Source organism: Variovorax nivicola (assembly GCF_051216475.1).
Lineage (GTDB): Bacteria > Pseudomonadota > Gammaproteobacteria > Burkholderiales > Burkholderiaceae_C > Variovorax.
On the sequence record NZ_JBPJZK010000004.1, the window covers coordinates 64,403 to 89,361 of the forward strand.

Annotated in this window: 21 protein-coding genes and 1 pseudogene; 16 read left to right on the forward strand and 6 right to left on the reverse strand. The window is 68.5% G+C overall.

Going from position 1 to position 24,959, the window contains the following annotated elements; genetic code table 11:
* The first annotated feature begins 111 nt into the window (after nucleotides 1-111).
* Nucleotides 112-1,227 (forward strand): DUF2855 family protein, encoded by a 1,116-nt coding sequence (locus ACSFBF_RS17010; protein ID WP_435468932.1) that lies wholly within the window; start codon nucleotides 112-114, stop codon nucleotides 1,225-1,227.
* 33 nt (nucleotides 1,228-1,260) lie between these two features.
* Nucleotides 1,261-2,304 carry a serine/threonine protein kinase gene (locus tag ACSFBF_RS17015; protein ID WP_435468934.1) on the forward strand — a complete coding sequence of 348 codons (1,044 nt, stop codon included), beginning with the start codon at nucleotides 1,261-1,263 and terminating at the stop codon, nucleotides 2,302-2,304.
* Between the two features lie 70 nt (nucleotides 2,305-2,374).
* On the opposite strand, the pseudogene ACSFBF_RS17020 reads toward ACSFBF_RS17015, so the two are convergent.
* Nucleotides 2,375-3,262, reverse strand: a pseudogene (locus tag ACSFBF_RS17020) (LysR family transcriptional regulator); the annotation flags it as partial.
* 108 nt (nucleotides 3,263-3,370) lie between these two features.
* On the opposite strand from ACSFBF_RS17020, the gene ACSFBF_RS17025 reads away from it, so the two are divergent.
* The 3 genes from ACSFBF_RS17025 (at nucleotide 3,371) to ACSFBF_RS17035 (ending at nucleotide 7,507) form a co-directional block, all read left to right on the forward strand.
* Entirely contained in the window at nucleotides 3,371-5,065 is a 1,695-nt protein-coding gene (locus ACSFBF_RS17025) for an acyl-CoA dehydrogenase family protein (protein ID WP_435468936.1), read from the forward strand.
* A gap of 36 nt (nucleotides 5,066-5,101) precedes the next feature.
* On the forward strand, nucleotides 5,102-6,079 hold the full coding sequence (locus ACSFBF_RS17030; RefSeq protein WP_435468938.1) for a Bug family tripartite tricarboxylate transporter substrate binding protein: 978 nt from the start codon (nucleotides 5,102-5,104) through the stop codon (nucleotides 6,077-6,079).
* Between the two features lie 285 nt (nucleotides 6,080-6,364).
* Nucleotides 6,365-7,507 carry a CaiB/BaiF CoA transferase family protein gene (locus ACSFBF_RS17035; RefSeq protein WP_435468940.1) on the forward strand — a complete coding sequence of 381 codons (1,143 nt, stop codon included), beginning with the start codon at nucleotides 6,365-6,367 and terminating at the stop codon, nucleotides 7,505-7,507.
* Here ACSFBF_RS17035 and ACSFBF_RS17040 read toward each other — a convergent pair.
* On the reverse strand, nucleotides 7,493-8,836 hold the full coding sequence (locus ACSFBF_RS17040) for a UDP-glucose dehydrogenase family protein (protein WP_435468942.1): 1,344 nt from the start codon (nucleotides 8,834-8,836) through the stop codon (nucleotides 7,493-7,495). The two genes, ACSFBF_RS17035 and ACSFBF_RS17040, sit on opposite strands and share 15 nt — an antisense overlap.
* A gap of 96 nt (nucleotides 8,837-8,932) precedes the next feature.
* On the opposite strand from ACSFBF_RS17040, the gene ACSFBF_RS17045 reads away from it, so the two are divergent.
* From ACSFBF_RS17045 to ACSFBF_RS17060, 4 genes are read left to right on the forward strand one after another with little or no spacing between them, the layout of a single operon-like run.
* A complete protein-coding gene (locus tag ACSFBF_RS17045) occupies nucleotides 8,933-9,958 on the forward strand; it encodes a glycosyltransferase family 2 protein (RefSeq protein ID WP_435468944.1) in 1,026 nt (341 codons plus the stop codon).
* Nucleotides 9,959-10,007: 49 nt separating this feature from the next.
* Entirely contained in the window at nucleotides 10,008-11,021 is a 1,014-nt protein-coding gene (locus ACSFBF_RS17050) for a hypothetical protein (RefSeq protein ID WP_435468946.1), read from the forward strand.
* Nucleotides 11,011-11,781 carry a hypothetical protein gene (locus ACSFBF_RS17055; RefSeq protein ID WP_435468948.1) on the forward strand — a complete coding sequence of 257 codons (771 nt, stop codon included), beginning with the start codon at nucleotides 11,011-11,013 and terminating at the stop codon, nucleotides 11,779-11,781. Before ACSFBF_RS17050 ends, ACSFBF_RS17055 begins: the two co-directional genes overlap by 11 nt.
* A 3-nt stretch (nucleotides 11,782-11,784) precedes the next feature.
* Nucleotides 11,785-12,903 carry a glycosyltransferase family protein gene (locus tag ACSFBF_RS17060; protein WP_435468950.1) on the forward strand — a complete coding sequence of 373 codons (1,119 nt, stop codon included), beginning with the start codon at nucleotides 11,785-11,787 and terminating at the stop codon, nucleotides 12,901-12,903.
* Here ACSFBF_RS17060 and ACSFBF_RS17065 read toward each other — a convergent pair.
* The 4 genes from ACSFBF_RS17065 to htpG form a co-directional block, all read right to left on the reverse strand.
* The gene (locus ACSFBF_RS17065) at nucleotides 12,893-14,551 is read right to left on the reverse strand and encodes a hypothetical protein (RefSeq protein WP_435468952.1); all 1,659 of its coding nucleotides are present in this window, start codon (nucleotides 14,549-14,551) and stop codon (nucleotides 12,893-12,895) included. The two genes, ACSFBF_RS17060 and ACSFBF_RS17065, sit on opposite strands and share 11 nt — an antisense overlap.
* Nucleotides 14,552-14,702: 151 nt before the next feature.
* Nucleotides 14,703-15,698, reverse strand: a complete 996-nt coding sequence (locus tag ACSFBF_RS17070) for a Bug family tripartite tricarboxylate transporter substrate binding protein (RefSeq protein ID WP_435468954.1) — start codon at nucleotides 15,696-15,698, stop codon at nucleotides 14,703-14,705.
* 74 nt (nucleotides 15,699-15,772) lie between these two features.
* Nucleotides 15,773-16,462 (reverse strand): hypothetical protein, encoded by a 690-nt coding sequence (locus ACSFBF_RS17075; protein ID WP_435468956.1) that lies wholly within the window; start codon nucleotides 16,460-16,462, stop codon nucleotides 15,773-15,775.
* Entirely contained in the window at nucleotides 16,459-18,495 is a 2,037-nt protein-coding gene (gene htpG, locus ACSFBF_RS17080; RefSeq protein ID WP_435468958.1) for a molecular chaperone HtpG, read from the reverse strand. The genes ACSFBF_RS17075 and htpG overlap by 4 nt, the downstream gene beginning before the upstream one ends.
* Nucleotides 18,496-18,789: 294 nt before the next feature.
* Between htpG and ACSFBF_RS17085 the strand changes: the two genes are divergently transcribed.
* The 7 genes from ACSFBF_RS17085 (at nucleotide 18,790) to ACSFBF_RS17115 (ending at nucleotide 24,949) form a co-directional block, all read left to right on the forward strand.
* Nucleotides 18,790-21,048 carry an SdrD B-like domain-containing protein gene (locus ACSFBF_RS17085; protein ID WP_435468960.1) on the forward strand — a complete coding sequence of 753 codons (2,259 nt, stop codon included), beginning with the start codon at nucleotides 18,790-18,792 and terminating at the stop codon, nucleotides 21,046-21,048.
* Nucleotides 21,049-21,109: 61 nt separating this feature from the next.
* A complete protein-coding gene (locus tag ACSFBF_RS17090; protein WP_435468962.1) occupies nucleotides 21,110-21,715 on the forward strand; it encodes a hypothetical protein in 606 nt (201 codons plus the stop codon).
* Nucleotides 21,715-22,374: a hypothetical protein gene (locus tag ACSFBF_RS17095; RefSeq protein WP_435468963.1), complete on the forward strand. Its 660-nt coding sequence runs from the start codon at nucleotides 21,715-21,717 to the stop codon at nucleotides 22,372-22,374. The genes ACSFBF_RS17090 and ACSFBF_RS17095 overlap by 1 nt, the downstream gene beginning before the upstream one ends.
* Nucleotides 22,371-22,865 (forward strand): hypothetical protein, encoded by a 495-nt coding sequence (locus tag ACSFBF_RS17100; RefSeq protein ID WP_435468965.1) that lies wholly within the window; start codon nucleotides 22,371-22,373, stop codon nucleotides 22,863-22,865. The genes ACSFBF_RS17095 and ACSFBF_RS17100 overlap by 4 nt, the downstream gene beginning before the upstream one ends.
* Entirely contained in the window at nucleotides 22,862-23,674 is an 813-nt protein-coding gene (locus tag ACSFBF_RS17105; RefSeq protein ID WP_435468967.1) for a COG1470 family protein, read from the forward strand. Before ACSFBF_RS17100 ends, ACSFBF_RS17105 begins: the two co-directional genes overlap by 4 nt.
* Nucleotides 23,671-24,339: a hypothetical protein gene (locus ACSFBF_RS17110; RefSeq protein ID WP_435468969.1), complete on the forward strand. Its 669-nt coding sequence runs from the start codon at nucleotides 23,671-23,673 to the stop codon at nucleotides 24,337-24,339. The genes ACSFBF_RS17105 and ACSFBF_RS17110 overlap by 4 nt, the downstream gene beginning before the upstream one ends.
* Nucleotides 24,340-24,421: 82 nt before the next feature.
* Nucleotides 24,422-24,949, forward strand: a complete 528-nt coding sequence (locus ACSFBF_RS17115) for a DUF3761 domain-containing protein (protein ID WP_435468971.1) — start codon at nucleotides 24,422-24,424, stop codon at nucleotides 24,947-24,949.
* Nucleotides 24,950-24,959 lie beyond the last annotated feature (10 nt).

Below are 24,959 nucleotides of genomic sequence, written 5' to 3' on the forward strand. Positions count from 1 at the left end.
TTTTTAATGTCCGCCGATGTCTCACGGGTGACGCCAAAACCCGCCGCGAGATAGCGCCTTTCATCAAGCTTGGCTAACGTAGCTGGACACCAACTGCCAGGAGCCCCGCTCATGAGCACCACCAGCTTCCTCATCCGCAAAGACCAGCTCGCCACCACGCGCCTGCACACCGCCACCGACGAAGCGCTCGCCGACGGCCAGGTGCGCGTGCGCATCGACAGCTTTGCACTCACCTCCAACAACATCACGTACGCCGCCTTCGGCGATGCGATGAGCTACTGGCAGTTCTTCCCGAGCGGCGAAGAAGGCTGGGGCAGCATCCCCGTGTGGGGCTTTGCGAGCGTGGTGCAGTCGCTGCACCCGGGCGTGGCGGTGGGCGAGCGGCTCTACGGCTACTGGCCGATGAGCTCGGCCGCAGTGCTGAGCCCCGGACGGCTCTCGCCCGAGCGCTTCACCGACGTGGCGCCGCACCGCGCGGAACTGCCCGCCGTCTACAACCAGTACTTCCGCTGCGCCAGCGATGCGCTCTACACGGCCGACACCGAAGACATCCAGGCCCTGCTGCGCCCGCTGTTCATCACCTCGTGGCTGATCGACGACTTCATGGCCGACAACGATTTCTTCGGTGCGAAGACCATGCTGCTGTCGAGCGCATCGAGCAAGACAGCCTACGGCACCGCCTTCCAGCTGCACCAGCGCGAAGGCATCGAGGTGATCGGCCTGACCTCGCCCGCCAACGTGGCCTTCTGCGAAAGCCTCGGCTGCTACGACCGCGTGGTGACCTACGACGCGCTCGACACCATCGCGGCCGACACATCCTGTGTGTACGTCGACTTCGCCGGCAACGGTGCGCTGCGCAACGCCATCCACGAGCGCTTTACGAACCTCAAGTACAGCAGCTCCATCGGCGGCACGCACGTCGAACAGCTTGCGACCAAGGGCGCGGGCAAAGACCTGTCGGGCCCACGCGCCACGCTGTTCTTCGCGCCGGCGCAGATCAAGAAGCGCACCAGCGAATGGGGCGCCGAGGAGTTCGGGCGCCGCATGGTCGCGGCCTGGCACAACTTCCTGGCCACCGTCACCGATGCAAAGTCCCCCTGGCTGCACGCGGAGCACCACGATGGCGGCGAGGCGGTGCAGGCCGCCTATGCACAGGTGCTCGCGGGCAAGGGCGACCCTCGCACGGGCCATATCCTTTCTCTTTACAAACAACCTGCGAACGCCTGAGCCCGCGGGGCGCCGTGTGGCGACAATCGCCGCATGACCCTTTCTTCCGCGGCGCCCGCGAACACACATCCTTACGAGAGCCTCACGCCAGACGTGGTGCTCGACGCGCTCGCGACGCTCGGCCTGCACGGCGACGGCCGGCTCACAGGCCTGAACTCCTATGAAAACCGGGTCTACCAGGTCTACCTGGAAGACCCGAACCCGCATCCGGCGGTGGTGGTCAAGTTCTACCGTCCCGGCCGCTGGAGCGAGGCCGAGATCCTCGAAGAGCATGGCTTCTCGCTCGAACTGGCCGCCGGCGAAGTGCCGGCCGTGCCGCCGCTGGCCTTCGACGGCAAGACGCTGCATCACCACGCCGGCTTCGCCTTCAGCGTGAGCCCCTACCGCGGCGGCCGCGCGCCCGAGCTCGACAACTTCGAGGTGCTCGAATGGGTCGGCCGCTTTCTGGCGCGCATCCACACCGTGGGCAGCGCCAAGCCTTTCGAGGCCCGCCCCGCGCTCGACCTGCAGACCTTCGGCCTCGACTCGCGCGACTGGCTGCTGGAGAACGACAAGATCCCGCTCGACATGCAGCGCGACTGGGAAAAGACCTGCAACGAGGCGCTGGACATGGTCCGCGCGACCGCCCTCGCGCTGCAGCCACCGGCCTCCGACTTCAAGCCCCGCAAGCTGCGCCTGCATGGCGACGTGCACCCCGGCAACATCCTCTGGACGCCGACCGACCGACCGGGAGGCGGCCCGCATTTCGTCGACCTGGACGACGCGCGCACCGGCTTCGCGGTGCAGGACCTGTGGATGCTGCTATCGGGTGACCGCGCGCAGCGCACGTCGCAGCTGTCGGGCCTGCTCGACGGCTACGAACAGTTCCGCGAATTCGACCGCCGCGAGCTGGCACTGATCGAACCGCTGCGCACGCTGCGGCTCATTCACTACAGCGCATGGCTGGCGCGGCGCTGGGAAGACCCGATCTTCCCGATCAACTTCCCGTGGTTCGGCTCCAGCGACTACTGGAAGGGGCAAATTCTCGTGCTGGAAGACCAGTGCGAGCAGATGGCCGAAGAGCCGCTCTACGCCTAGAAATGTCGGCCCCCCGGCTTTTCACTCCGCTTCGCTGCGTGTAATTCTCCACCCCCCAAGGGGGCGGCCCGGCGGCGGCCGGCTGCGCGTCGACCACGCCCTGCAGCAGACGCTCGACCAGCACGTTGGCCGGCCCGTTGCGCCAGATGCCATAGGCCTCCGACTGCGCCACCACCCGGTCGAGCGGCCTGAACACCGCGCCGCGCAAGGCCGAATGCCGCATCGCCTGCGGCACCAGCGCCACGCCCATGCCCTGCGACACCAGCGAGACCACGGCCAGCCAATGGCGCACCTCGTGCCGCACCTCGGGCAGGAAGCCAGCGTCGGCGCAGATCGACAGGATGCGCTCGTGATAGTCAGGTGAAGCCTCGCGCGAGAACAGCACAAAAGGCTGGTCGCGCAGGTCGACCGGCGCCAGCACCCGCTTGCGCGCCAGCGCATGCCCCGCCGGCAGGCAGGCCACGAAGGGCTCGGACAGCAGCAGCCGGTGCTGCAGTTCGAGCGGCACACGGCGCGTGTGCGCAAAGCCTATGTCCAGCCGGTCGTTCAGCAGCTCGGTGATCTGCACGCCGGAGTTGAGTTCGCTCAGCGTGATGCGCACCGCCGGGTGCTTCGCCTGAAAGGCGCGCAGCGCTTGCGGCAGGCCCCGGTACAGCATCGCGCCCACGAAGCCGATGCGCAGCCGCCCGGCCGAGCCCAGCGCCACGTCGCGCGCCTCGATGGCGGCTTCTTCCGCCTGCAGCAGCACGCGCCGCGCCGAAACGCGCAGCGCCTCGCCGGCGGGCGTGAGCCGCACCTCCTTGCTGTTGCGCTCGAAGAGGCGCGCGCCCACGTTGTCTTCCAGCTGCCGTATCGCCACCGACAGCGGCGGCTGCGAGATCGACAGGCGCCGCGCCGCCCGCCCGAAGTGCAGCTCTTCGGCGAGCACGGAGAAGTAGCGAAGGTGCCTCAGTTCCATGGATAGTCAGATCGAATCGAACAAGACCAAATCGATATTAGACACGGATCGTCGCGGCTTCAACAATGCGCCAAACCAAGGACTCAAGGAACCATGGAGACAAAACGCATGTCCGCAGAGCACGCCCATCCGATCCCCGATCGCCACGGCCAGAACCTGTTCACCACCGACGCCGAGCTGCACGCGCTGCTCGCGCTGTACCTGCCCGACGACCTGCGGCGCCACATGCAGCCGCACTTCGAGCGCCTGGGCGGCCTTGCGGGCGGCCTGCTCGACGAGCTGGCCGGCACCGCCGACCGCAATCCGCCCGTGCTGAAGCAGCGCACGCGCACCGGCCTCGACGAGCAGAAGGTGGTGAAGCACCCCGCCTACGTCGAAATGGAACGCCTCGCGCTCAGCGAGTTCGGCCTGGCCGCCATCTCGCACCGCGACGACACGCTGGGCTGGCAGGGCAAGATGCCGCCGCTGGTCAAGTACGTGCTGACCTACCTGTTCGTGCAGGCGGAGTTCGGCCTGTGCTGCCCGGTGTCGATGACCGATTCGCTCACGCGCACGCTGAAGAAGTTCGGCAGCCCGGAGCTGGTCGCAAAGTACCTGCCGCGCCTGACCTCGCTCGACTTCGACGAGCTGGCGCAGGGCGCGATGTTCATGACCGAGCAGGCCGCCGGCTCCGACATTGCCGCCACCGCCACGATGGCGCACCAGGAAGCCGATGGCAGCTGGCGCATCACCGGCGACAAGTGGTTCTGCTCCAACCCCGATGCCGACTTCGCGATGGTGCTGGCGCGTGCCGACGATGGCGCGGCGGGCATGAAGGGCGTGTCGCTGTTCCTGCTGCCGCGCCGGCTCGAAGATGGCAGCCTCAACCGCTACCGCATCATCCGCCTGAAGGACAAGCTGGGCACGCGCTCGATGGCCAGCGGCGAGATCCGCCTCGAAGGCGCGGTCGCGTACCTCGTGGGCGAAGCGGGCCGCGGCTTCGTGCAGATGGCCGACATGGTCAACAACTCGCGCCTGTCGAACGGCGCGCGTGCCGCCGGCCTGATGCGCCGCGCGGTGGCCGAGGCCGAGTTCATCGCATCGGAGCGCCGCGCCTTCGGCCGCACGCTCGACCAGATGCCGCTGATGCAGCGCCAGCTAGACAAGCTGCGCCTGCCGGCCGAGCAGGCGCGCACGATGGTGTGCCAGACGGCGCTGGCGCTCGCGCGCTCCGACGCGGCCGAGCCCGACGCTTATGCGCTGCTGCGCATCCTCACGCCGCTCATCAAGTTTCGCGCGTGTCGCGATGCGCGCAAGGTCACGGGCGATGCGATGGAGGTGCGCGGTGGCTGCGGCTACATCGAGGAATGGAGCGATGCGCGCCTCGTGCGCGACGCGCACCTGGGCTCGATCTGGGAAGGCACGAGCAACATCGTGGCGCTCGACGTGATTCGCGCGGTGAAACGCGAAGGCTCGTTGCCTGTGCTGCGCGCGCACTGCGCGAAGCTGCTGGACGATGCGGCGCTTGCTCCCGGTTTCGCCAGGGCCTTGCGCGACGCACTCGACCGTGCCGCAGCGCTGACCGAAACCGCCGCGCACGAAGGCGGCGACGTGCTCGCGCGGCAGGCCGCCTCGGCGCTTTATCACTGCACCAGCGCCATCGCGATGGCTTGGGAAGCCGCACACAGCGGCTCCGCACCGCGCCTGCGCTGGGCGCAGCTGGTGTTGCTGCATCGCGTGCTGCCGCGCGATCCGCTGTCGCCTGATGCCATGCCCGCGGACTGGAATGCCGCCACCGTTCAATCCACGACGGTGCCGGCCTGATCTTCTTTTCCCCTCATACAAAAAACGGAGACATCCTTGAAACGCTTCACCTTCCTGCTGGCCGCCTGCGCCACGCTGTTGACTGCAATGCCCGCAGCGCAAGCCGCCGACGCCTTCCCCACCAAGCCCCTGATGCTGGTCGTGCCCTTCCCGCCCGGCGGCCCCACCGATGCGATGGCGCGCACGCTGGCCGCCGAGATGAAAGACCGCCTCGGCCAGCCCATGATCGTGGAGAACCGCGCGGGCGCGGGCGGCAACATCGGCGCCGAGTACGTGGCGCGCGCCGAGGCCGACGGCCACACGCTGCTGTTCGGCACCTCGGGCCCGCTGGCCATCAACGCGAGCCTGTACCGCAAGATCAACTACGACCCGGTGAAGAGCTTCGCGCCGGTGATCCAGGTCGGCTACCTGCCCAACATCCTGGTGGTGAACCCCGCCCTGCCCGTGAAGACCGTGCCGGAGCTCGTGGCCTACGCCAAGGCCAACCCCGGCAAGCTCAGCTATGCATCGTCGGGCAACGGCGCGTCGTCACACCTCGCGGGCGTGCTCTTCAACTCGGTGGCGGGCACCGACCTGCAGCACATTCCCTACAAGGGCACCGGCCCTGCGCTCAACGACCTGTTGGGCAACCAGGTCAGCATGACCTTCACCGACATCCTCACCGCGCTGCCCTACGTCAAGGCCGGCAAGCTGCGCGCACTGGGCGTGGCCACCGTCGCGCGCTCGCAGGCGTTGCCCGATGTGCCGACGATTTCGGAGCAGGGCTACAAGGGCTACGACGTGAGCGTGTTCTTCGGCATCGTCGCGCCGGCCGGCACACCTGCCGACCGCGTGAGCAAGCTCAACCATGCCTTCGCTGAAGTGCTCAATTCGCCGAAGGTGAAGCAGATGTTCGCGGCGCAGGGCCTCGAAGCCTCGGCCGACACCTCGCCGCAGAAGCTCGGGGCGTTCATCGGCAGCGAGTCTGTGAAGTGGAAAGACGTCGTGAAGAAATCGGGGGCGCAGCTCGATTGATGCAGTCGTTCGGGGCGCGCTCACGCCGACGGGGTACCTTGCTCCGCGAATGTCCCCCGGCCTTCGGCCTCCTCCTTTATTTCGCTGCGCAAGGCACCCCATCGGCGTGATCGTTCAAAGCACTGGTTAATCCGCCAGCACAACGACTGCGCTCATGTGCGAATGGCACCGGGTGCTCCCCGCAGCGAAATAAAGGAGGAGCCGAAGGCGGGGGACATTCGCGGAGGGGAGTACCCGGTGTCATTCGCACGCACCCCGAAAGAACGAACAAACGAAAGCACTGAAATGACACAAGCCCCCCAAGGCGCCCTCGCAGGCATCCGCGTCCTCGACATCTCCCGCATCCTCGGCGGCCCCTACTGCGGTCAGATCCTCGGAGACCACGGCGCCGACGTGCTCAAGGTCGAGCCGCCGCAGGGCGACGACACGCGCACCTGGGGCCCACCCTTCAGGGAAGGCGTGGCCTCGTACTACCACGGACTCAACCGCAACAAGCGCGTGCAGCACCTGGACTTCTCGACAGAGGAAGGCCGCGAGGCGCTGCTCGCGCTGGTGGCCGAGGCCGACGTGCTGATCGAGAACTTCAAGACCGGAACGATGGAACGCTGGGGCATCGGCTACGAGACGCTGTCGCAGCGCTTTCCGCGCCTCGTGTGGTGCCGCGTGTCGGGCTTCGGCGCCGACGGTCCACTAGGCGCGCTGCCCGGCTACGACGCCGCCGTGCAGGCCATGACCGGCATCATGAGCATCAACGGCGAAGCCGATGGTGGACCGCTGCGCGTGGGCCTGCCGGTGGTCGACATGGTGACCGGGCTGAACGCGGTGATCGGCGTGCTGCTCGCGCTGCAGGAACGCCAGCGCAGCGAGCGCGGGCAGTTCGTGGAGGCGGCGCTGTACGACAGCGGCTTATCGCTGCTGCACCCGCATGCGGCCAACTGGTTCATGGACGGCACTGAGCCCCGCCGCACCGGCAACGCGCACCCCAACATCTATCCCTACGACGCGCTGGCCACCGGCACTGACCCGGTGTTCGTCGCGGTAGGCAACGACCGGCAGTTCGCCAGCCTGTGCCGCTGCATCGGGCTGCCCGATCTGGCGGACGACCCGCTCTACCGCACGGCCGGTGCGCGCTCGGTGCATCGCGATGGGCTCAAGCAGCAGCTCGAGGCGGCAATGGCCGCCTTCGACGGCCGCGCGCTGGTCGAGCAATTGATGGCGGCCGGCGTGCCCGCCGCGCCGGTGCTGCCGGTCGATGCCGCGCTGCAGCATCCGCACACGCTGCACCGCGAGATGGTTGTGGAGATGCCCGGCGGCTATCGCGGCATCGGCGCGCCGGTGAAGCTGAGCCGCACGCCGGCCAGCTACCGGCATGCGCCGCTCACACCGGGCGATGCCTTCCTGTCGCTGAACGATTCAGCGCAAGAGTGACGATCGGCCCCGGCCGATGCCGTAGTACGCGATGCCTGCGGATTCGACTTGGGCGGCGTCGTAGACATTGCGGCCATCGAAGATCGCCGGCGTGCGCAGTGCCTTCGCGACGCTCGCGAAATCAGGCCGCCGAAACTCCGCCCACTCGGTAACGAGCGCCAGCGCATCGGCGCCCTGCAGCGCTTCTTGCGCCGTGGCGCACCAGCGCACGTCTTCACGCTCGCCGATGAGGCCACGCGCATTCGGCATCGCCGCCGGGTCATAGACCTGCACGCGCGCACCGGCTGCCCACAGCCGCTCCAGCAGCACGAGGCTCGGCGCATCGCGCATGTCGTCGGTGTCGGGCTTGAAGGCCAGGCCCCACACCGCGATGGCCTTGCCCGCGATGCGGCCTTCGAAGTGGTGCGTCATCAGGTCGAACAGCCGGCTCTTCTGCTCATGGTTCGTGGCCTCGACCGCCGAGAGGATGCGCAGCGCATGGCCGTCGCGATCCGCCGCATGCCGAAGCGCCCGCACGTCCTTCGCAAGGCACGAGCCGCCATAGCCTGCGCCGGCCTGCAGAAAGTCGGGCCCGATGCGCCGGTCCGCGCCGATGCCGCGCCGCACCATCTCGATGTCGGCGCCCGCATGCTCGGCCAAGCGAGCCATCTCGTTCATGAAGCTGATGCGGGTGGCGAGCATGGCGTTGGCCGCGTACTTGGTGAGCTCGGCCGAGCGGCGGTCCATCACCAGCAATTGCTTTGCCGGGTCTTCGATGAAAGGTTCGTAGAGCCGGGTCAGCAGCTCGATGGCCCACGGGTCTTCGCTGCCGATCACCACGCGGTCGGGCCGCCGGCAGTCGCGCACGGCCGAGCCTTCGCGCAGGAACTCGGGGTTCGCCGCCACCGCGATGCGATGCGGCGCGCCACGTTGCGAAAGTTCCCCGCCCAGCACGGCCTCGACCTGCGCGGCCGTGCCCACGGGCGCGGTCGACTTGCACACGACCAGCGCCTCGCGGTCGCGGTGCCGCCCGATGCCGGCAGCCACCGCAATCACGTGCCGCAGATCGACCCGCCCTTCGGCATCGGCCGGCGTGTTCACCACGATAAAGAGCACCTCGCCGTGCAGGCAAGCCGTGGGCTCGTCGGCCGTAAAGCGCAGCGTTCCCGCGGCCAGCCCGGCAGCCACCAGAGCCTCCAGGTCCGGTTCGTGCAAGGGCATCAGGCCGCGCTGCAGGCCCTCGATGCGCGCCAAGTCCGCGTCCGCGCACAGCACTTCGTGGCCCGCTTCAGCCAGGCAGGCGGCAAAGCTAAGGCCCACATAGCCGGCGCCGAAGATGCTGACTTTCATGGGCGAGCCCATGGCGCACGGCACTGGTGGCGGGCGCGGTTGTGCGATAAAAGCAGGATGCAAGCCTTCAAAACAATGTCCGGACAGGAAAATTCGATGATGCCCGATCAAGTTGCCGCGCGTTGCGCGCTGGTCCTGGAGACCAACAACCTGCGCGGCGGAGCCGATGCCGAGGCCAAAGCGGGCACCAGCCTGCAGCGTCTCGTCGCCCTGCTGGCGAAGCAGAAGCTGCCGCTGAGCGCGCTCGCACAGGTGGTCGTCACGCACGACGGGCTGAGCGCCGCCACCTGCGAAGCCGTAAGTGCGCTCGCGGGCCGCCCGGTCGACTTCGTGCGCATCGACGCCGCCACCGGCTACTACGACGCCAAGAACGTCGGCTTCGAGGCCACCGATGCGCAGCGCTGCACACACGTGGTGTTCGCCGATGCCGACTGCCTGCCCGACGACGACTGGCTGCTGCAGGTGCTGCTGCCGTTCACGTGGAGCGATGCGCCAGCGGTGGTGGCCGGACGCACCAGCTATGCGGCCAACGTGGTCGGCACTGCGCTCACGACCATCGACTTCATGTATTTCCCCAACGCAGACCATGCCGGCGCGACGAGCAACTTCTACGCGAACAACGTGGCCTTCCGTCGCGACGTGTTCGAGCAGCACAGCTACCAGGCACTCGACGGCGTGTACCGCGCGCACTGCCAGGTGCTGGGCATGCGACTGAAAGCGGCGGGCGTGCCCATCTACTACGCGGCGCAGGCCCACACCGAACACCGCCTGCCCGACACGCGCGCCGAGGCGCTCAAGCTGCGCTGGATGCGCGGACAGGACACGTACTCGCTCACGCCGCACCTGCTGCGCAGCTACGTGTCGCCGCGCTGGCAGTGGCTCGCGAAGAGCGGGCCGATCGGGCCGCTGGCCGTGCTGTTCACACGGCTGGGGTTCAGCGTGAGGGCGCTGAACCATCAAGACCTGCCGCCGCTGCGCGGGCTGCGCTGGCTCGCAGGCGTGGCGCTGATCCTCGGCTTCTCGGCGGTCGACATGCTGGGTGCGTTCGCGCGCGGCATCGGGTGGCACACCACTGGCAGCACCAATGCGGATGCCCAGGCGCTTTCGTATCACAGGCCCTGAACGCCTTTCGCGCCTTCCTTCTCTTCCAGAAGAACAACAAGACAAGAACATGCCCATCCGCTCTTCATTCATCGCTCGCCAGCTGGCGCTCGGCCTCGCGCTCGCAGGCGCCTTCACGCTGGCGAGTGCCGCCGACTTCGCCGGCCGCGGCGTCTTCAACTTCAAGTCCGACGCCGGCTGTCCCTTCGCCGCGCTCGCGGGCCCCGGCAACGACTGCAACCGCCTCGCCCTCGACGACCCCGACACCCGCGCCGCGCTCGACAGCGCCGCGCGCACCATCCGCTTCGTCAACACGCGCAGCTACGGCGAGAAGACCATCGTCGGCGACGTGCTGCTGCAGGGCTCCGGCCAGGCGCGCAGTGGCCAGCGCGTGCCGCTGACCTTTCATGCACTGCTGAGCCGCTCGGGCAGCGAGTGGTCGGTGAGCAGCCATGCGCACTCGCCTGTGGGCGGCGAGTTCAGCGACATCCGCATCGACCCGTACCAGATCGTGGTGGTGAACGAGGCGACCACCGACCACGTGCTGCTCACGGCCGACCAGGTCGTCGAGGCGCTCGCCAAGCCTTCGCTGACCGCGCGCCTGGCCAACGTGCTGGTGCAGGTGGAAGACAACCGCACGAACGGCGCAAGAGACGCCGACATCACCATTGGCCTCGGCCTGAGCAAGGCCTCGAAGTCGGTGGCGCGCGCACGCTTTCATGCGCCGGCCGCCAGGGGAATGCAACTGGCCGAGGCCATGCAGCAGGGCAACTGGACGCTGGAGCTGCAGGCGCTGAGCGGCCAGATCCCGCACCAGGTGGTGCAGCGCGACATGTTCCTGTACGGGCTCGAATCACAGTCGCTGCTGCAGCCGCTGCTGCAGCGCGGCTTCCGCAAGAACGAGAAGCTGGTGCTCGGCGCCACCAACGGCAAGGGCTATGTGCGCTACGACGGCCAGCAACGCGAATTCGCGGGCGCCGATGCCGCCGCGCGCGCCTTCCTGCAGGACAGCTTCATCGGGCTGGTGCTGGGCTGGCAGCAGCAGACACCCCAGACCACGAAGGCCAAGGCCGATGGCCGCTGAGCCAGCCGACGACATCGCAGCCGGCTTCGACTGCCTCTCTCCGCCCACCTTGCGCGGCTGGTCAGCCCTGCAGGCCCGCCTCGTGCATCACGTCAAGCGCGCCGCACTGCGCCAGCTGCATGCGAGCAATGCGGGCGAGATGCTGTTGCTGCGCTTCTATCTCGTGGGCGAGGAGTCGTCCGAGCAGGCGCTGCAGCGCGAGCTGCGTGTCGCCCCGCCCGAGTGGCTCGCGCGCCAACTCGATCAGCACCTGGCCGACGAACAGCACCATGCGCGCCTGTTCGCGCAGGCCATCGTCGAGCGCGGCGGCAGCGCGCAAGCGGCAGCTTCGCCCGAAGAAGCGCCACAGCCCGACTGGTTCAGCCGCCGCAAGCTCGCGCGCTGGCAGGCGCTCATCCGCCGCCATGCGCCGCACTTCGAACATGGCGGGCTGGTGCCGGCCTATGCCATCGGCCTCTCGGCCGAGCAGATGGCCTCGCGCATCCTGCAGCGCCATTGCGCGCTGATCGGCCCGCAACATGCGCTGCACCCGCTGCTGTCGCGCGTGCTGGCCGACGAAGACCGACACATTCGGCTGTGCAGCCACACCTTGCAGCGCTGCGTGGCGCCGCACGAACAGGAGCGGCTCGCGCAGCTGATGCGCGAAGTGCGGGATACCGAGCGCGGCTTCGGCGTCACCGGCGCTCTCGGCATGTGGCTCGCCGGCGTGGCGCTGCGGCTGCGCCCCGGCGCGGCACGGCCGGTGCAGCACCACGCCTGAGCGATGCCGCCGCGCATCCTCTACCTCGCGACCGCGGACGCGCGCGGCCACCTGATGCGCGCCCAACTGCTGACGCATGCGCTGCGCGCAGCCGGCGCGCAGGTGCAGGTGCTCACCACCTCGGACGAAGGCGCGCGCTTTCTTGCCGGCTTCGGCATCGATGCGCCGGTGCTCTCGCGCCATTACGCGGTGCAGTTCGACACGCAGCAGAACATGCTGCGCCGCGAGACCGACCGCAACGTGGCGCACTACATGTTCCGCCCCGAACGCATGCTGCGCGACGTGTGGCGGCTGCGCGCGCGCTTCCGGGAAGCCGACCTGGTGGTGAACGACTCGTTCCACCCCGCGCTGCTGCTGATGGGCTGGCTGCCGTTCTGGCGGCGCAAGGTCGTGCACGTGTACGGCGCCAGCCTGCGGCGCGCGCTCGAAACCAATTTCAAGGGACGGATGCCTGGCGCTGTCGCAAAGCTGTTTGGCGGCATCGTGGCGTGGCAGATCGACCGCAGCCTAGCGCGCATCGAACACGACTTCGCCTACGGCGAGCCCCAGCACGACGGCCACGGCCGCCACCGGCTGGCCACCCCGGTCGCGGTGGTCGATGCGGTGGACCACAGCGATGCGGCGCAGCGCGCGGCTGCCGTGTACCTCAACCCGCACTTCCAGGAGCCGGCGCTTGCCGACGGCCTCGAACAGGGTCTTGCCGACGCGGGCGTGCCGGCACATCTCGTCGGCGAAGGCTATGCCCACAGGCCGCACTGGCATGCGCGCGACGAGCACTGGATAGAGGCGGCGGCGCACAGCGCGTTCATCGTTTCGGCGCCGGGCATGGCGGCGCTGTCTATCGCGGCGGTCTATCGCAAGCCGATTCTGCTGCTGCTGACCGACCAGCCCGAGCAGGCGATCAACGCGGGGCGCGCGGCGCAACTGGGCTTGGAGCACCGCGTAGTGGTGTGGCGCGGCGATGCGCCGAAGTTTGCTCGGGCCGTGGCTACGGCGGCCGGTGAATTGCTTGCGTTGCCAGCGAGCGCTGCGGACACTACAGAAAGCCGTCAAGGCGCCATCGACCGGCTGCAGCATTGGACTGCGCTGCTGTCCGGCCTTACCTCTACAGCTACCCGATAACCCCACGCGCCGTATCGATCAACGCGCGAAATACCCGCGTCATCGCACGCACCGGATGCATCTCGGACCACTGCTTCGCTGTCGCCTTCGGCGGCGCGGAGATCACTCCGCGGCCCATGCGCAGCGACACCTGCAGCTTCCTGATGGTGAAGGCCGGTTGGGCCATGCGGCGCCCCGTGCCCGCGGCCACGACGAACTGCAGCACCAGGCACTTGCGTCCCGCTGTCGGCTCGACCTCGAACACCAGGCAGCGCCGCCGCGCGCCGGTGCCGCGCTGGCCCGTAAGCACCGTGCCGTCGAACATGGCGAGCACGCTGGTGGCCTTGGCGTTGCTGCGGTAGTCGATGCTCACCTCGAGCCGGTACGGCCGCTGGTGCGACAGCACGGGCGACTGTGCCAGCGAAGGCAAGGGAATGACGAGGCAGGCCAACTCGCCCTCGCTGCGCGCGCCATCGCCATCGAAGCCCGCCCAGCCGTGACTGAGCCAGTTCATCGCGGGGCTGCCGGGATGGAACAGGTAGGAACGCCCCATCTGCAGCTCGGCCACTTCGGGCAGGCCCTGGGTCTGGTCGTCGAGGCCCCAGCGGGTGAGAAAGGCGCGGTCGATCGCCGCTGCGGGCCAGGCCACGAGGCTCGGCTTGGCATTGTTGTTGTTGTCGTCGGCGCCGCAGGCCGCGGCCATGAAATCCATCGCGCCCAACGCGGCGCCCACTGGAATCCAGTCAGAGCAGGCCTCGGGCAGCAACCCGGCCGCATTGCGGTCGGCGCGGATCAGCGCGTGCGCGGGCTTGCGAAAGTAGCGCGCCTCGGTCAGCACGCTCGACGACAGGCTGGATGCGAAATGCACGTTGGCCGCCGACAGCAGCGCGTACGTGTTCTCCTTTGTCCACGCCACGTTGGGAATGGCACGCGCGATGGGCGCCAGGTCGTGCAGTGCGCCCTCATAAGGGTGCGGCTTGATGACCAGCAGGTCCACGCTGCTCGCCAGCTCGCGCAGCGGCGCAATCACGCTGGCCGGGTGCATGGTGCGCCCGCCGCTGACCAGCGACAGGTCGACCAGGCTCTGGCCGAAGAACAGCCCCACGCGCAGGCGCGGGTCGAACAGCGAGGCCGCGCCGTGGCGCGCGAAGCGACCCTTGAGCGCGCTCGCGTGGTTCCAGAACAGTTCTTCGTCCACGCGGCGTGCCAGCAGCGCGGCTTCGATGACGGGGTCGTTGGTGCGCGCGCAGAAGTGCAGGTGCTCGGTGAAGCGGCGCGGGTCGATCTCGATGTCGAGGTAGCTTGCGCCGCTGCGGTCGATGCACTGCTGCAGCGCGGGCGTGAGGCCCCAGCCGATCACGAGGCAGCCGGGGTCGAACAGCGGCAGGCCCTCGCGCCCAGCCAGCGGCAGCAGGTTGGCGATGCAGGCGCGCGCCCAGCCGGCCGGGGTGCAGGGCAGCTCCAGTCGGTCCATGAGGCGCTCGACGTCGATGCGGCCGCCTTCCGACAGCGGCGTGATCTCGCGCACCGGCAGGCCCAGGCGGCCCAGTGCGGTGTCGAAGAAGCCCCGGAGGAAGCGCCGGTTGGCGGCGTGATACTGCAGCCCGTTGGCGGGAGAGCGGAAGAAGTCGTCCGCAAAAATGACGTGGTGGAACCGGCTCGTGGTCATGGGTCTCGGGAGGACCGGCCTGCCCTTTGCAACCCGCCTCGCCGACCTTTTCTGTGCGATGCGTCAATCTAGGCAGCGACTCTTAGTTCAAAGTGAGAAAGACTCGGCACGCTCGCAAAGTTGCCGTAAAGGCCCCGGCCTCATTTCAGCCTCAATCCAGGGTGAGGTTGAGATCGCGGATCAGCGGATGCCAGCGCGCCGACTCGCCCTGCAGCAGCGCCGCGAACTGCGAAGGCGCATCGCCCACCGGCTCGACGCCGAACTCGGCGAGCTTGCGCAGCACGGCGGGGTTGTGAATGGCGCTGGCCACCGACTGCTGCAACCGCGTCACGATCTCGCCCGGCGTGTTGGCGGGCACCACCAGCCCCATGAGCGCAGCAGCTTCGACGCGCGGCATGCCGAGCTCGGCGAAGGTCGGCACGGCCGGCAATTCCTTCAGCCGCTGCGGGTGCGCCACCGCCAGCGCGCGCAGCTTGCCACCCTGGATGAAGCGGCGCGACGCGGCCAGGTCGCACATCAGCACCGGCAACTGGCCGCCCGCCACGTCAGCCAGCGCGGGCGCGGCGCCGCGGTAGGGCACGTGCACCATCTCCAGCCCGGCTTCGCGTTCGAGCAGCTCCATCGCCAGGTGCTGCGGGCTGCCGGTGCCGGCCGAGGCAAAGCTGACCTTGCCGGGAAAGGCGCGCGCATCGTCGATGAAGGCGCGCGCGTCCCTCACGCCGCTGGAAGGGCCGACCAGCAGCACCATCGGCAGCCGGCCCAGCAGGGTGACGGGCGCGAAGTCGCGCGAGGGGTTGTAGCTGAGGTTGCGATACAGCGCGGGGTTGAACACCAGCGTGCCGTTGTCGGCCGACAGCAGCGTGTAGCCGTCGGCCGGCGCGCGCGCGGCCTCGATGGCGCCGAGCGCGGTGTTGCCGCCCGCGCGGTTCTCGATGGTCACTGGCTGGCCCGCGTCGATGGCGAGCTGGGTGCCGATGGTGCGCGCGACGATGTCGGCGCCGGCGCCCGCGGGGTACGGCACGATCCAGCGGATGGGTCTTGCGGGGTATGCGGCCTGCGCCTTCGCTGCGCGGGGCAATCCCGTGGCCGCGAGGGCGGCCATGGCCAGGAGGTCCAGGAGGTGCAGCAGCAGCGGTCGGCGGGTCATGGACGACTGTCTCCGGAGGAGATACCAGCCGCGATGTTAGGCCGGGTCGCGTGTTCGTGTGAAAGGCGCGTCGATCAGGGCGCGACGGGGTTGCCGGGCGTGCCGGTTTCGCGGGCCGAGGCCGCGGCGGCAGCCACGGCCGGGGTGCGGTACTTGATGTTCACGGCGGGCGCTGGAGGCTCCGGCGGCGGACGCGTGATCTTGACGAGAGGCGGCCGGGCCGGTGCGGTGGTGCGCGCCACCGAAGAGGCGGTGGGTGCCTGGGCCGCCGCAGCAGCAGGAGTGGCGATGGGCGTGAACGGATCGGCAGGTGTCGAATAGCGCACGGGGACAACCGTCGCCGGCGTTCCCGCAGGGGTCGGCGCCGAAGCCACGGGTGCCACAGCAGGTGCTGCGGGCGTCGCCGATGCCACCGCACCGGCCGGAGCGACCGCCACAGCAGCTGGAGCCGCAGGCGCGGCCTTCGGGTCGTAGAGCACAGCACCCTTGCTGACCCCCGTGGCCACCGGCCCCACGCCGACACCCACGCCGGCCGAGCCCGACACCTGCCCGCCGTTGTTCACGGCCACGCCCGCGCCGAGCGGGCCGAAGCCGGTGTTGAGCCCCACCGAGAAATTGCCGTCCTTGGTGGCGCCCAGCCCGAGCGAGAGCCCGGGCACCAGCGGAATGCCGACGTGATAGTGAGAACAGCCGCCCGTCAGAAGCAACAGCAGCGCCGCCGGAACGACGGCTGCTGCACGAGGAACGCGCGGCCGGTCGCTCACACCAGCAGCGCGTTGACGCGCCTCACGTAGGCGGCCGGGTCGGCCGGCAACCCGCCTTCGGCGAGCAGCGCCTGGTCGAACAGGATGTTCGCGAGATCGTCGAAATGCGACGAGCCTTCGAGCTTCTTCACCAGCGGATGCTCGGCGTTCACTTCGAGCACCGGCTTGAGCTCGGGCGCGGGCTGGCCGGCCTGCTTGAGCATGCGTGCGAGCTGCGTGCTCATGCCGCCGTCCTGCACCACGAGGCAGGCGGGCGAGTCGACCAGGCGGGTGGTCACGCGCACGTCTTCGGCCTTGTCCTTCAGCGCTTCCTTGAGCTTCTCGAGCATGGGCTTGAACGACTCGGCGGCTTCCTCGGCGGCCTTCTTCTCTGACTCGTCCTGCAGCTTGCCGAGATCGACCGCGCCCTTGGCCACGCTCTGCATCGGCGTGCCGTCGAACTCGCTCAGGTAGTTCAGCGCCCACTCGTCGACGCGGTCGGTCATGAGCAGCACCTCGATGCCCTTCTTCTTGAAGACTTCGAGCTGCGGGCTGTTCTTGGCGGCGGCGAGCGTGTCGGCCGTGATGTAGTAGATCGCGTCCTGGCCTTCCTTCATGCGCGCCTTGTAGTCGGCAAAGCTCACGCCCACCGAGTCGGTGGTGGTGGAGGCGTAGCGCAGCAGCTTGGCGATGCGGTCACGGTTGCCCATGTCCTCGCCCAAACCTTCCTTGAGCACCGCGCCGAACTCGGCGTAGAACTTGGCGTACTTGCCCGACTCGTCTGCGGCCGCAGCAGCGGTTTCAGCAGCTGTGGGCGTGTTCTTGTCGACCACGTCAGTCACGCCTTCGGTCGGCTCCGGTGCAGGCACCGATTCGCCCGAGCCCACGTCGATCTTGCCCTCGCCGCTCTCGGGCGCGGTCTTCTGCTTCTTCGCCAGGTCTTCGAGCATGCCGAGCACGCGCTTGGTGCTGCCTTCGCGGATCGCCTTCACGTCGCGGCTTTCCTGCAGCAGCTCGCGGCTCACGTTCAGCGGCAGGTCGGCCGAGTCGATCACGCCCTTCACGAAGCGAAGGTAGCTGGGCATCAGCGCCTCGGCGTCGTCCATGATGAAGACGCGCTTCACGTACAGCTTCACGCCCGCGCTCTTCTCGCGGTTCCACAGGTCGAACGGGGCCTTGGCGGGGATGTAGAGCAGCTGCGTGTACTCGGTGCTGCCTTCCACGCGGTTGTGGCTCCAGGCGAGCGGTGCCTCGTAGTCGTGGCTGATGCTCTTGTAGAACTCTTCGTACTGCTCGGTGGTGATGTCCTTCTTGGGGCGGCTCCACAGGGCGTTGGCCTTGTTGATGGTTTCCCACTCGCCGGTCTTCACCATGTCGCCGGGCTGGTCGTTCTCGCCGTCCTTCCACTCTTCCTTTTCCATCAGGATGGGCAGGGAGATGTGGTCGGAGTACTTGCCGACGATCTGCTTGATCTTCCAGGCGTTGAGGTATTCGTCGGCATCGTCGCGCAGGTGCAGCGTGATACTGGTGCCGCGCTCGGCGCACGTGATGTCGGCCACCTCGAAGTCGCCGGCGCCGCCGCTGGCCCAGCGCACGCCCTGGTCGGCCGGCAGGCCCGCGCGGCGCGATTCGACCGTGATCTTGTCGGCCACGATGAAGCCCGAATAGAAGCCCACGCCGAACTGGCCGATGAGCTGCGCGTCGGCCTTCTGGTCGCCGCTGAGCTTGCTCATGAAGTCCTTGGTGCCGCTCTTGGCGATGGTGCCGAGGTTGTCGATGGCCTCCTGGCGCGACAGGCCGATGCCCTTGTCGGTGATGGTGAGGGTGCGCGCGGCCTTGTCGAAGGAAAGGCGCACATCGAGCTCGGGCTGGTCTTCATAAAGCTCGGGGTGGTCGAGCGCCTCGAAGCGCAGCTTGTCGCACGCGTCCGACGCGTTCGAGATCAGCTCGCGCAGGAAGATCTCCTTGTTCGAATAAAGCGCATGCGTGACGAGGTGCAGCAGTTGCGCGACTTCAGCCTGGAACGGGAGTTTGGTTTTGGAGGAATCAGCCATGGAAAAAAGAAATATCGAAGCCAAAAAATTCTAAGTCGGGCACGGCGTCCATGCGGTGACGCTGTGCCAACTTCTTCAAATGGGTGGTCTTTCGGCCTCATCAAGAGGCAAATGGGGTCGAAAGGCTCCATTTTGCGCACCCCTGAAGACTTAAGAACAACGTTCTCACACGGGGAAGCCCTCGGGGTCACGAAATATTGACGTTCGTCAACATTTCTGAAATATCCTGCGCCTGATCCGGAACAGGGCCGCAACACCCGGGAGACAAAACAGGGATGTCGCCAGATGATTCGAATGACGCCGTGGACCGTACCCGGTCCCGCCGGAGCCTTGTGGCATCCGAGGGGCGCACTCGCGTGGCTCGAATGCACGACCGCCCTGGCATGGCTGTCCTGCGCGCAGGCGCAGGCCGAGCCCCAGAAACCCCAGGCCGTGGCTGACGCACGCATCGAGACCCTCGACCGTGCACAGGCAGAGCAGGCGCGGCTGAAGGCGCTCGTCGACTCCGCGCCCAAGAGCTACGAAGACCGCTTCATGACCCTCGACGCCGACACCGCGGCGGCCGACGCAACGCCCGAAGCCGAGCAGCCGCAGGGCTATCGCGCCTGGCTGGTGGAAAGCCGCATCGGCTTCGGCGACGCCACGACCACCGGCTACGGTCGCCAGCGCGCGACCGAGTTCGGCCAGCGCTTCGAGTACCGGCGCGAAACCCTCAACTACGGCGAGTTCGTGCTGCAGGCCGACGGCCGCCACCTGGGTGGCGACAACAGTGCGAGCGGCATCGGCATCGGCTCGCTGGGCTATGCGCGCGAGGCCACCAGCGGCCGCTTCACGCTGCGCAACCTCGGCTTTCCGCTGACCACGCAGACCTTCGCCGACACCGCCGTGGGCGACATCTACAGCGAAGTCACCGACGGCCTGGCACGCAACTACAGGCTCACGCTGGGCTCGACCACGGTGCGCGGCGCCTCGGCGCGCATCTTCAGCACGGATCTCGACGTGCGCGCCGGCTTCGGCCAGCGCGGCAACCTCACGGGCGGACCGTACCCCGGCTTCGAGAAGAGCCAGGGCACGCTCGGCTGGCTCGGAACCACGCTGCGCCTGGGCGATCCATGGTTCGCCTCGTTCCAGCTCGATCAGGCGCGCGACATTCCGGCCTACTACATCGACCCCATCACGGCGCAGGGCATCGGCCGCAAGGACGTCACGAGTTGGGCAACGTCGATCGGCTACGGCCGCGAGGTGGTGCGCGACGGCGATTTCAAGGCGCGCGCCACGCTGGTGGGCAGCCGCGTGAACTCACCCACGCCGGGCGTGGCGACCGGCGACTCGCAGGGCCTCTTCATCGAGGCGAGCGCGCGCACCGGCCTGTACCGCCACGAATTCGGCATCTACACCGCGCGGCCCAACCTGTACTTCGGCGACTACGCTCTGGCCACCGGCACGCGCGGCGCGTACTGGCGCGTGGACCGCAACACCAGCCGCCTGAGCTGGGGCGCCGGCCTGGACTACGAGCGTGCACAGCCGGACACGAGCTATCACCTCTCGGGCTACCGGCGCATTGGCGCGAGCGGCAACGTCCAGTATTTGTTCGACCGCTACAACTCCGTCGGCGGCAGCCTGAGCGCGTACCGCACGCGCTACGAGGGACTGCCGGACGGCAACACCACAAGCTCAGCAGGCAGCGGCGACGGTCGCAGCCTCTACGGCAGCGCCTTCTATCAGACCCGCTTCTTCGACTGGCCGCGCAGCCGCTTCACGCTGACGGTGCGACGCAACGAGCTGATCGTGCTCGGCGACAGTGCCGCCACCGGCCAGGAAGTGCAGTGGGAGCAGGACTGGATCGGCGGGCGCTACGAGACGATGCGCCCCGAGCTCACGACCACCCTCGGCCATGCGCGCGACAGCAGCGGCGGCACCACCCGCAGCTACCCGACGGCGGGCCTGCAGTTTCGCTACTGGATCGACAGCGGCTTCCACATTGGCGGCAACCTGCGCTACACCTCGCAAAGCGGCGGCCTCTACACCAGCCGCGGCCTGTCGGGCTCGCTCACGGCCGAGAAGGAACTGGGCGCAGGCTGGCGCGTGGGCTTCATGGCCAACTTCAACCAGGCGCGCGCTTCGCTGCTGCCGACCTCTTATTCCGCACCCAATCTCTATCGCAGCAATGAGAAGACCGCCTACGTTTACCTGCGCTGGGAGGGCAGCGCCGGCACGGCCTACCGGGCGGCGGGCATGCGCGGCGAGGGTGCGGGCGGCGGCAGCGTGTCGGGCCGCGTGTTCTACGACGCCAACCGCGACGGCGAACAGCAGGTGGGCGAAGGCGGCGTGGCCGGCGTCGAGGTGCTGCTCGACGGCCGCTACCGCGCCATCACCGACCGCGACGGCCGCTTCGAATTTCCGCTGGTGACCACCGGCCGGCATCAACTGACGCTCACGCTCGAAAGCGTGCCGCTGCCCTGGGGCGCGGCCGGCGACACCGGCACGAGCGTGAACGTGCCGCTGCGCGGCCAGGCCACTGCCGCGATTCCCGTGGTCAAGGTGGGCGAATGAGCCACGACACCGACCTTTCGATTTCTTTTTTTCCTCGCATACACAACCCCAAGGAGACTTCATGACCCGAACATCCATTGCCCGCCTCGTGCTGGCCATTTCACTCACAGGCCTCGCCCTTGCCGGAGGACCCGCCATGGCCGAGAGCCAGTACGGCTCCGGCACGGGCACGATCACGGCGCAGGCCAAGGTGAACCTGAGCGTGACGGTGCCCAAGCTGATCCTGCTGCGCGTCGGCTCGACCAACACCACGGTCGACACGGTGACCTGGACTTCAGCCCTCAGCATTCCGGGCGTGCCCACCACGCCGGTCACGGGCAACAACACCAACGTGGACTGGAACGGCGCGGCACCTACTGTCACGGCCACGTCCGCCGCGAGCACGCTCACCGTGTACGCCTGGACCAACGCCGGCGCCGGCACCATCAACTGCGCCATGGGCGCCTGGGCGCCCCTCACGGGCGGCCCAGCGAACGCGGACTTCACCGTCACCGCAACGGGCACGCTGCCGCACCCGGGCGCCAACCTCGGCGCCTGCGCCTCGACCTCGTTCCCCTCGAACGCGGTCGCCACGGGCACCTGGGCCTACACGCTGGGCGGCACGCCCGCTGGCTGGGTTGCGAACACCTACACGAACACCATCACGTACACGGCCCAGGGGATCTGATGGCGCGCTCCGGGCTGCACACCCGGCGATGCGAGGCGGTCGCCGCCGCGGCGCTCATGGCGTCGGCGGCGAGCCTCGCCCCGCCCGCGCACGCCGTCATCACCACGGTGACCGACACGGGCGCCAGCTACTTGCTGACCCTGCGCGTGGGCACGGCCGGCGCGACCGTCGACACGGTGGCCTTCAGCGTGACCGGCGCCAACGCCGGGCTGACCCCCACGGCAGTGATCGGCACGCCGACCATCGACGTCTGGGTGATGCCAGTGCGCCCCGTAGCCAACACCACCGTAGCGCGGCCGGTGACGCTGCGCGTCGATTCCTCCATTGCCCTGACCTGCCAGTCGGGCGGCTGCGGCACCACGACCATTCCCTTCAGCAAGATCACCTGGGTGGCCACGAACAACAGCAACGCCGCCTCGGGCGACATCCAGGGTGGCCGCTTCACCGCCGCCGCCAACCAGTCGATCGCGAGCTACGACGCGAACGCCACCTTCTGCGTCGGCCCGCTCGGCTTGCCCTGCGTCCTGGGCATCGGCACCTGGACCTACCTGTCGCGCAACGTGACTGCCACGCGGCTGCAGTTCTCCTACGACAACGACGTGGTGTACCCGGGCGGCAACTACAAGGGCACCGTGCGCTTCACGGCCTCGATGGAATGACCTCCCTGCGCTTTCACCGATGGCCAGCCGCTGCACTGCTGCTCTGCGGTGCAGCGCTCGCCCCCGCGTGGGCGGCGGTCGCCCGGCTCGACGATTCGGCCTCCCCGCGCGCGCAGGTGCGCAGCGATTTCAGCAACGCCCAGCGGATGGACGGCAACATGGTGGTGGTGCCCCTCGGGCGCATCGAGTACCGGCTGGCCATGGCGCCTCATGTGGGCCGGCGCGCGCGCATCTTCTACGTGATTCCGTCGATGGTCGCGGGCCTGCGCTCGCCGGCCGGAATGCAGGTGCAGTGGCGCGGCAACGGCGCCTTCGCAAGTGGCAGCGGCCGCCCCGGCGACCGGGTGCAGGTGTGGAACGGCGTGATCCAGGCGCCGTGGATGAACGAGACCTTCGACCTGACGCTGCGCATCGATCCCCGCGAGCTGCGCATGCCTTCGGGCTCGGCGCTGAGCTTCGAGTCGTTCTTCGAAATCGAAACCCTGCCATGAATGTTTTCTTCTCTTCCTCTTCTCTCGTCCTCCTGCTGCTGGCGGCGGCCGGCGCTGCAATGGCCGCGCCCTTCGAGCTGGCCGTAACCCCCTCGCGCTTCGAACTCTCGGGCAAGGCCGGTGCGCGCCTCGGGCAGTCGCTCGACATCCACAACCTGGCGCCGACCGCCACCGAGGTGACGATGCGCACCATCGACTGGAGCTATTCGGCCGAAGGCAACATCAGCTACCACGACGAACTTCTGCCCGGCAGCTGCAGGCAATGGGTGGTGCTGGAGCGGCGCAGCGTGTCGGTGCCGGCGCGCAGCAAGAAGGCGTTCCGCTTCCAGGTCGATCCGCCGGCCGACGCGCCGCGCGGCGAGTGCCGCTTCATGATCGCCATCGAGGGCACGGAGCCGGCGCAGCAGACCGTCATCCGCAGCGGCGGCGCCAGCCTGAGCCTGCCGGTCACGGGCCGCATCGCGGTGGCGGTGTACGTCATGCTCAACGGCGCCGAGCCCAAGCTGGAGATCAAGCAGATCGCCAGCGGAGAAACCGACGGCGCACGCCGCACGCTGGTGACCGTGAGCAACACGGGCGACGCGCACGGCCGGCTCGAAGGCAGCCTGGACGCCACCGACAGCAAGGGCCGCGCTTTCGAGCTGGTGCCCGAGGGTACGCCCATCTTGCCGGGCCAGACGCGCACGCTGGTGCTCGTGCCCAAGGGCGAGAACGGTCAGCCCGCGCCGCAGCCCGCCTACCCGGTCAAGGCCAGCGGCACGCTGGACTGGGACAAGGGCAGCTTCAAGGTGGACATGGAGCTCAAGTGACACGGCACTGCGCTGGCATCACTCTCGCGGGCACCTTCGCGGGCCTGCTCGCCACGGCGGCCGGCATGGCGCCCGCAGCGAACGTGCACGCCGCGTCGAGCACCGTCGGCCCCAGCGCCTCGGTGCCGCTGACCACCGGGTTGGTGAACCTCGACTTCACGATCGCCATCGACAAGTTCATCTTCTTCCGCATCGGCGACGGCGCGTGGCCCACGCCGGGCGGCACCACGAGCACGGTGAGCTTCGTGCTGACGCCGTCGATCCCGGGCGGGCCCACCACGCCGGTCGCGGGCAACAACACCTCCGTGAACTGGAGCGGCGCGGCGCCGACCTTCAGCGTCACGCCGAGCGGCAACGCGCTGCCGATCGAGGTGCGCAGCAACGCGGGGCAGGTCACGCTGCGGGCAGCCGCAACCGCGCCGCTCGTGAGCGGGGCGAACGCGATCCCGCTGTCGGAGATCACGATTGCGAGCAGCGACAGCAACCTGCCCGCGCCGCCGATTCCCAATTCGGGCACGGGCACCACGGTCAATGTCGTTGGCACCAGCTTCGCCAACCTCGTCACCCAGCGCACCGCGACCTGGACCTTCTCGTATGCCAACCTGGCCAACCGCCCCGCCGGCACCTACACCGGGCAGGTCACCTTCACGGCCAGTTCGCCCTGATTGGCGACAAGTCAGCTGGCGCTGGGATCGCTCGCCAAAGCTCCGCGGTGGATCTTTTCCTTCACCCCTCAAGGAGCTTTGCATGAACAACAAGAAACCCCGTGTGCTGTGGGTCGCCGCCTTCCTCGGCCTCGCCGCACTCGGCGCGCAGGCGCAGGTGCCGGCCGATGCACCGGCCGGCACCACCGTGCAATGCAAGGACGACAGCTATGCATCGCCAGACACCAAGTCGGGCGCCTGCCGTGGTCACAAGGGCATCAAGACCTGGTTCGGCAAGGCCGCGCCGGCTGCCGCTGGTGCCGCAGCAACCGCGCCGGCCGCAGCGGCTGCGCCCGCACCCGCGGTCGAGACCCAGTCGGCGAAGGTCGACAAGACAGGCGTGGCACCGAGCACCGGCACGGCCACCAGGACGCCGGGCTCGCCCGACCTCACGAAGATGGCGGCCGCACCCGGTGGCGGCGCAGGCAAGGTGTGGGCGAACGACGAGACCAAGGTCTATCACTGCATGGGCGACCGCTACTACGGCAAGACCAAGAAGGGCGAGTATCTGAGCGAGGCCGATGCGAAGGCCAAGGGCATGCACGCCTCGCACAACAAAGCCTGTTCGTAGGCTCGCCGCT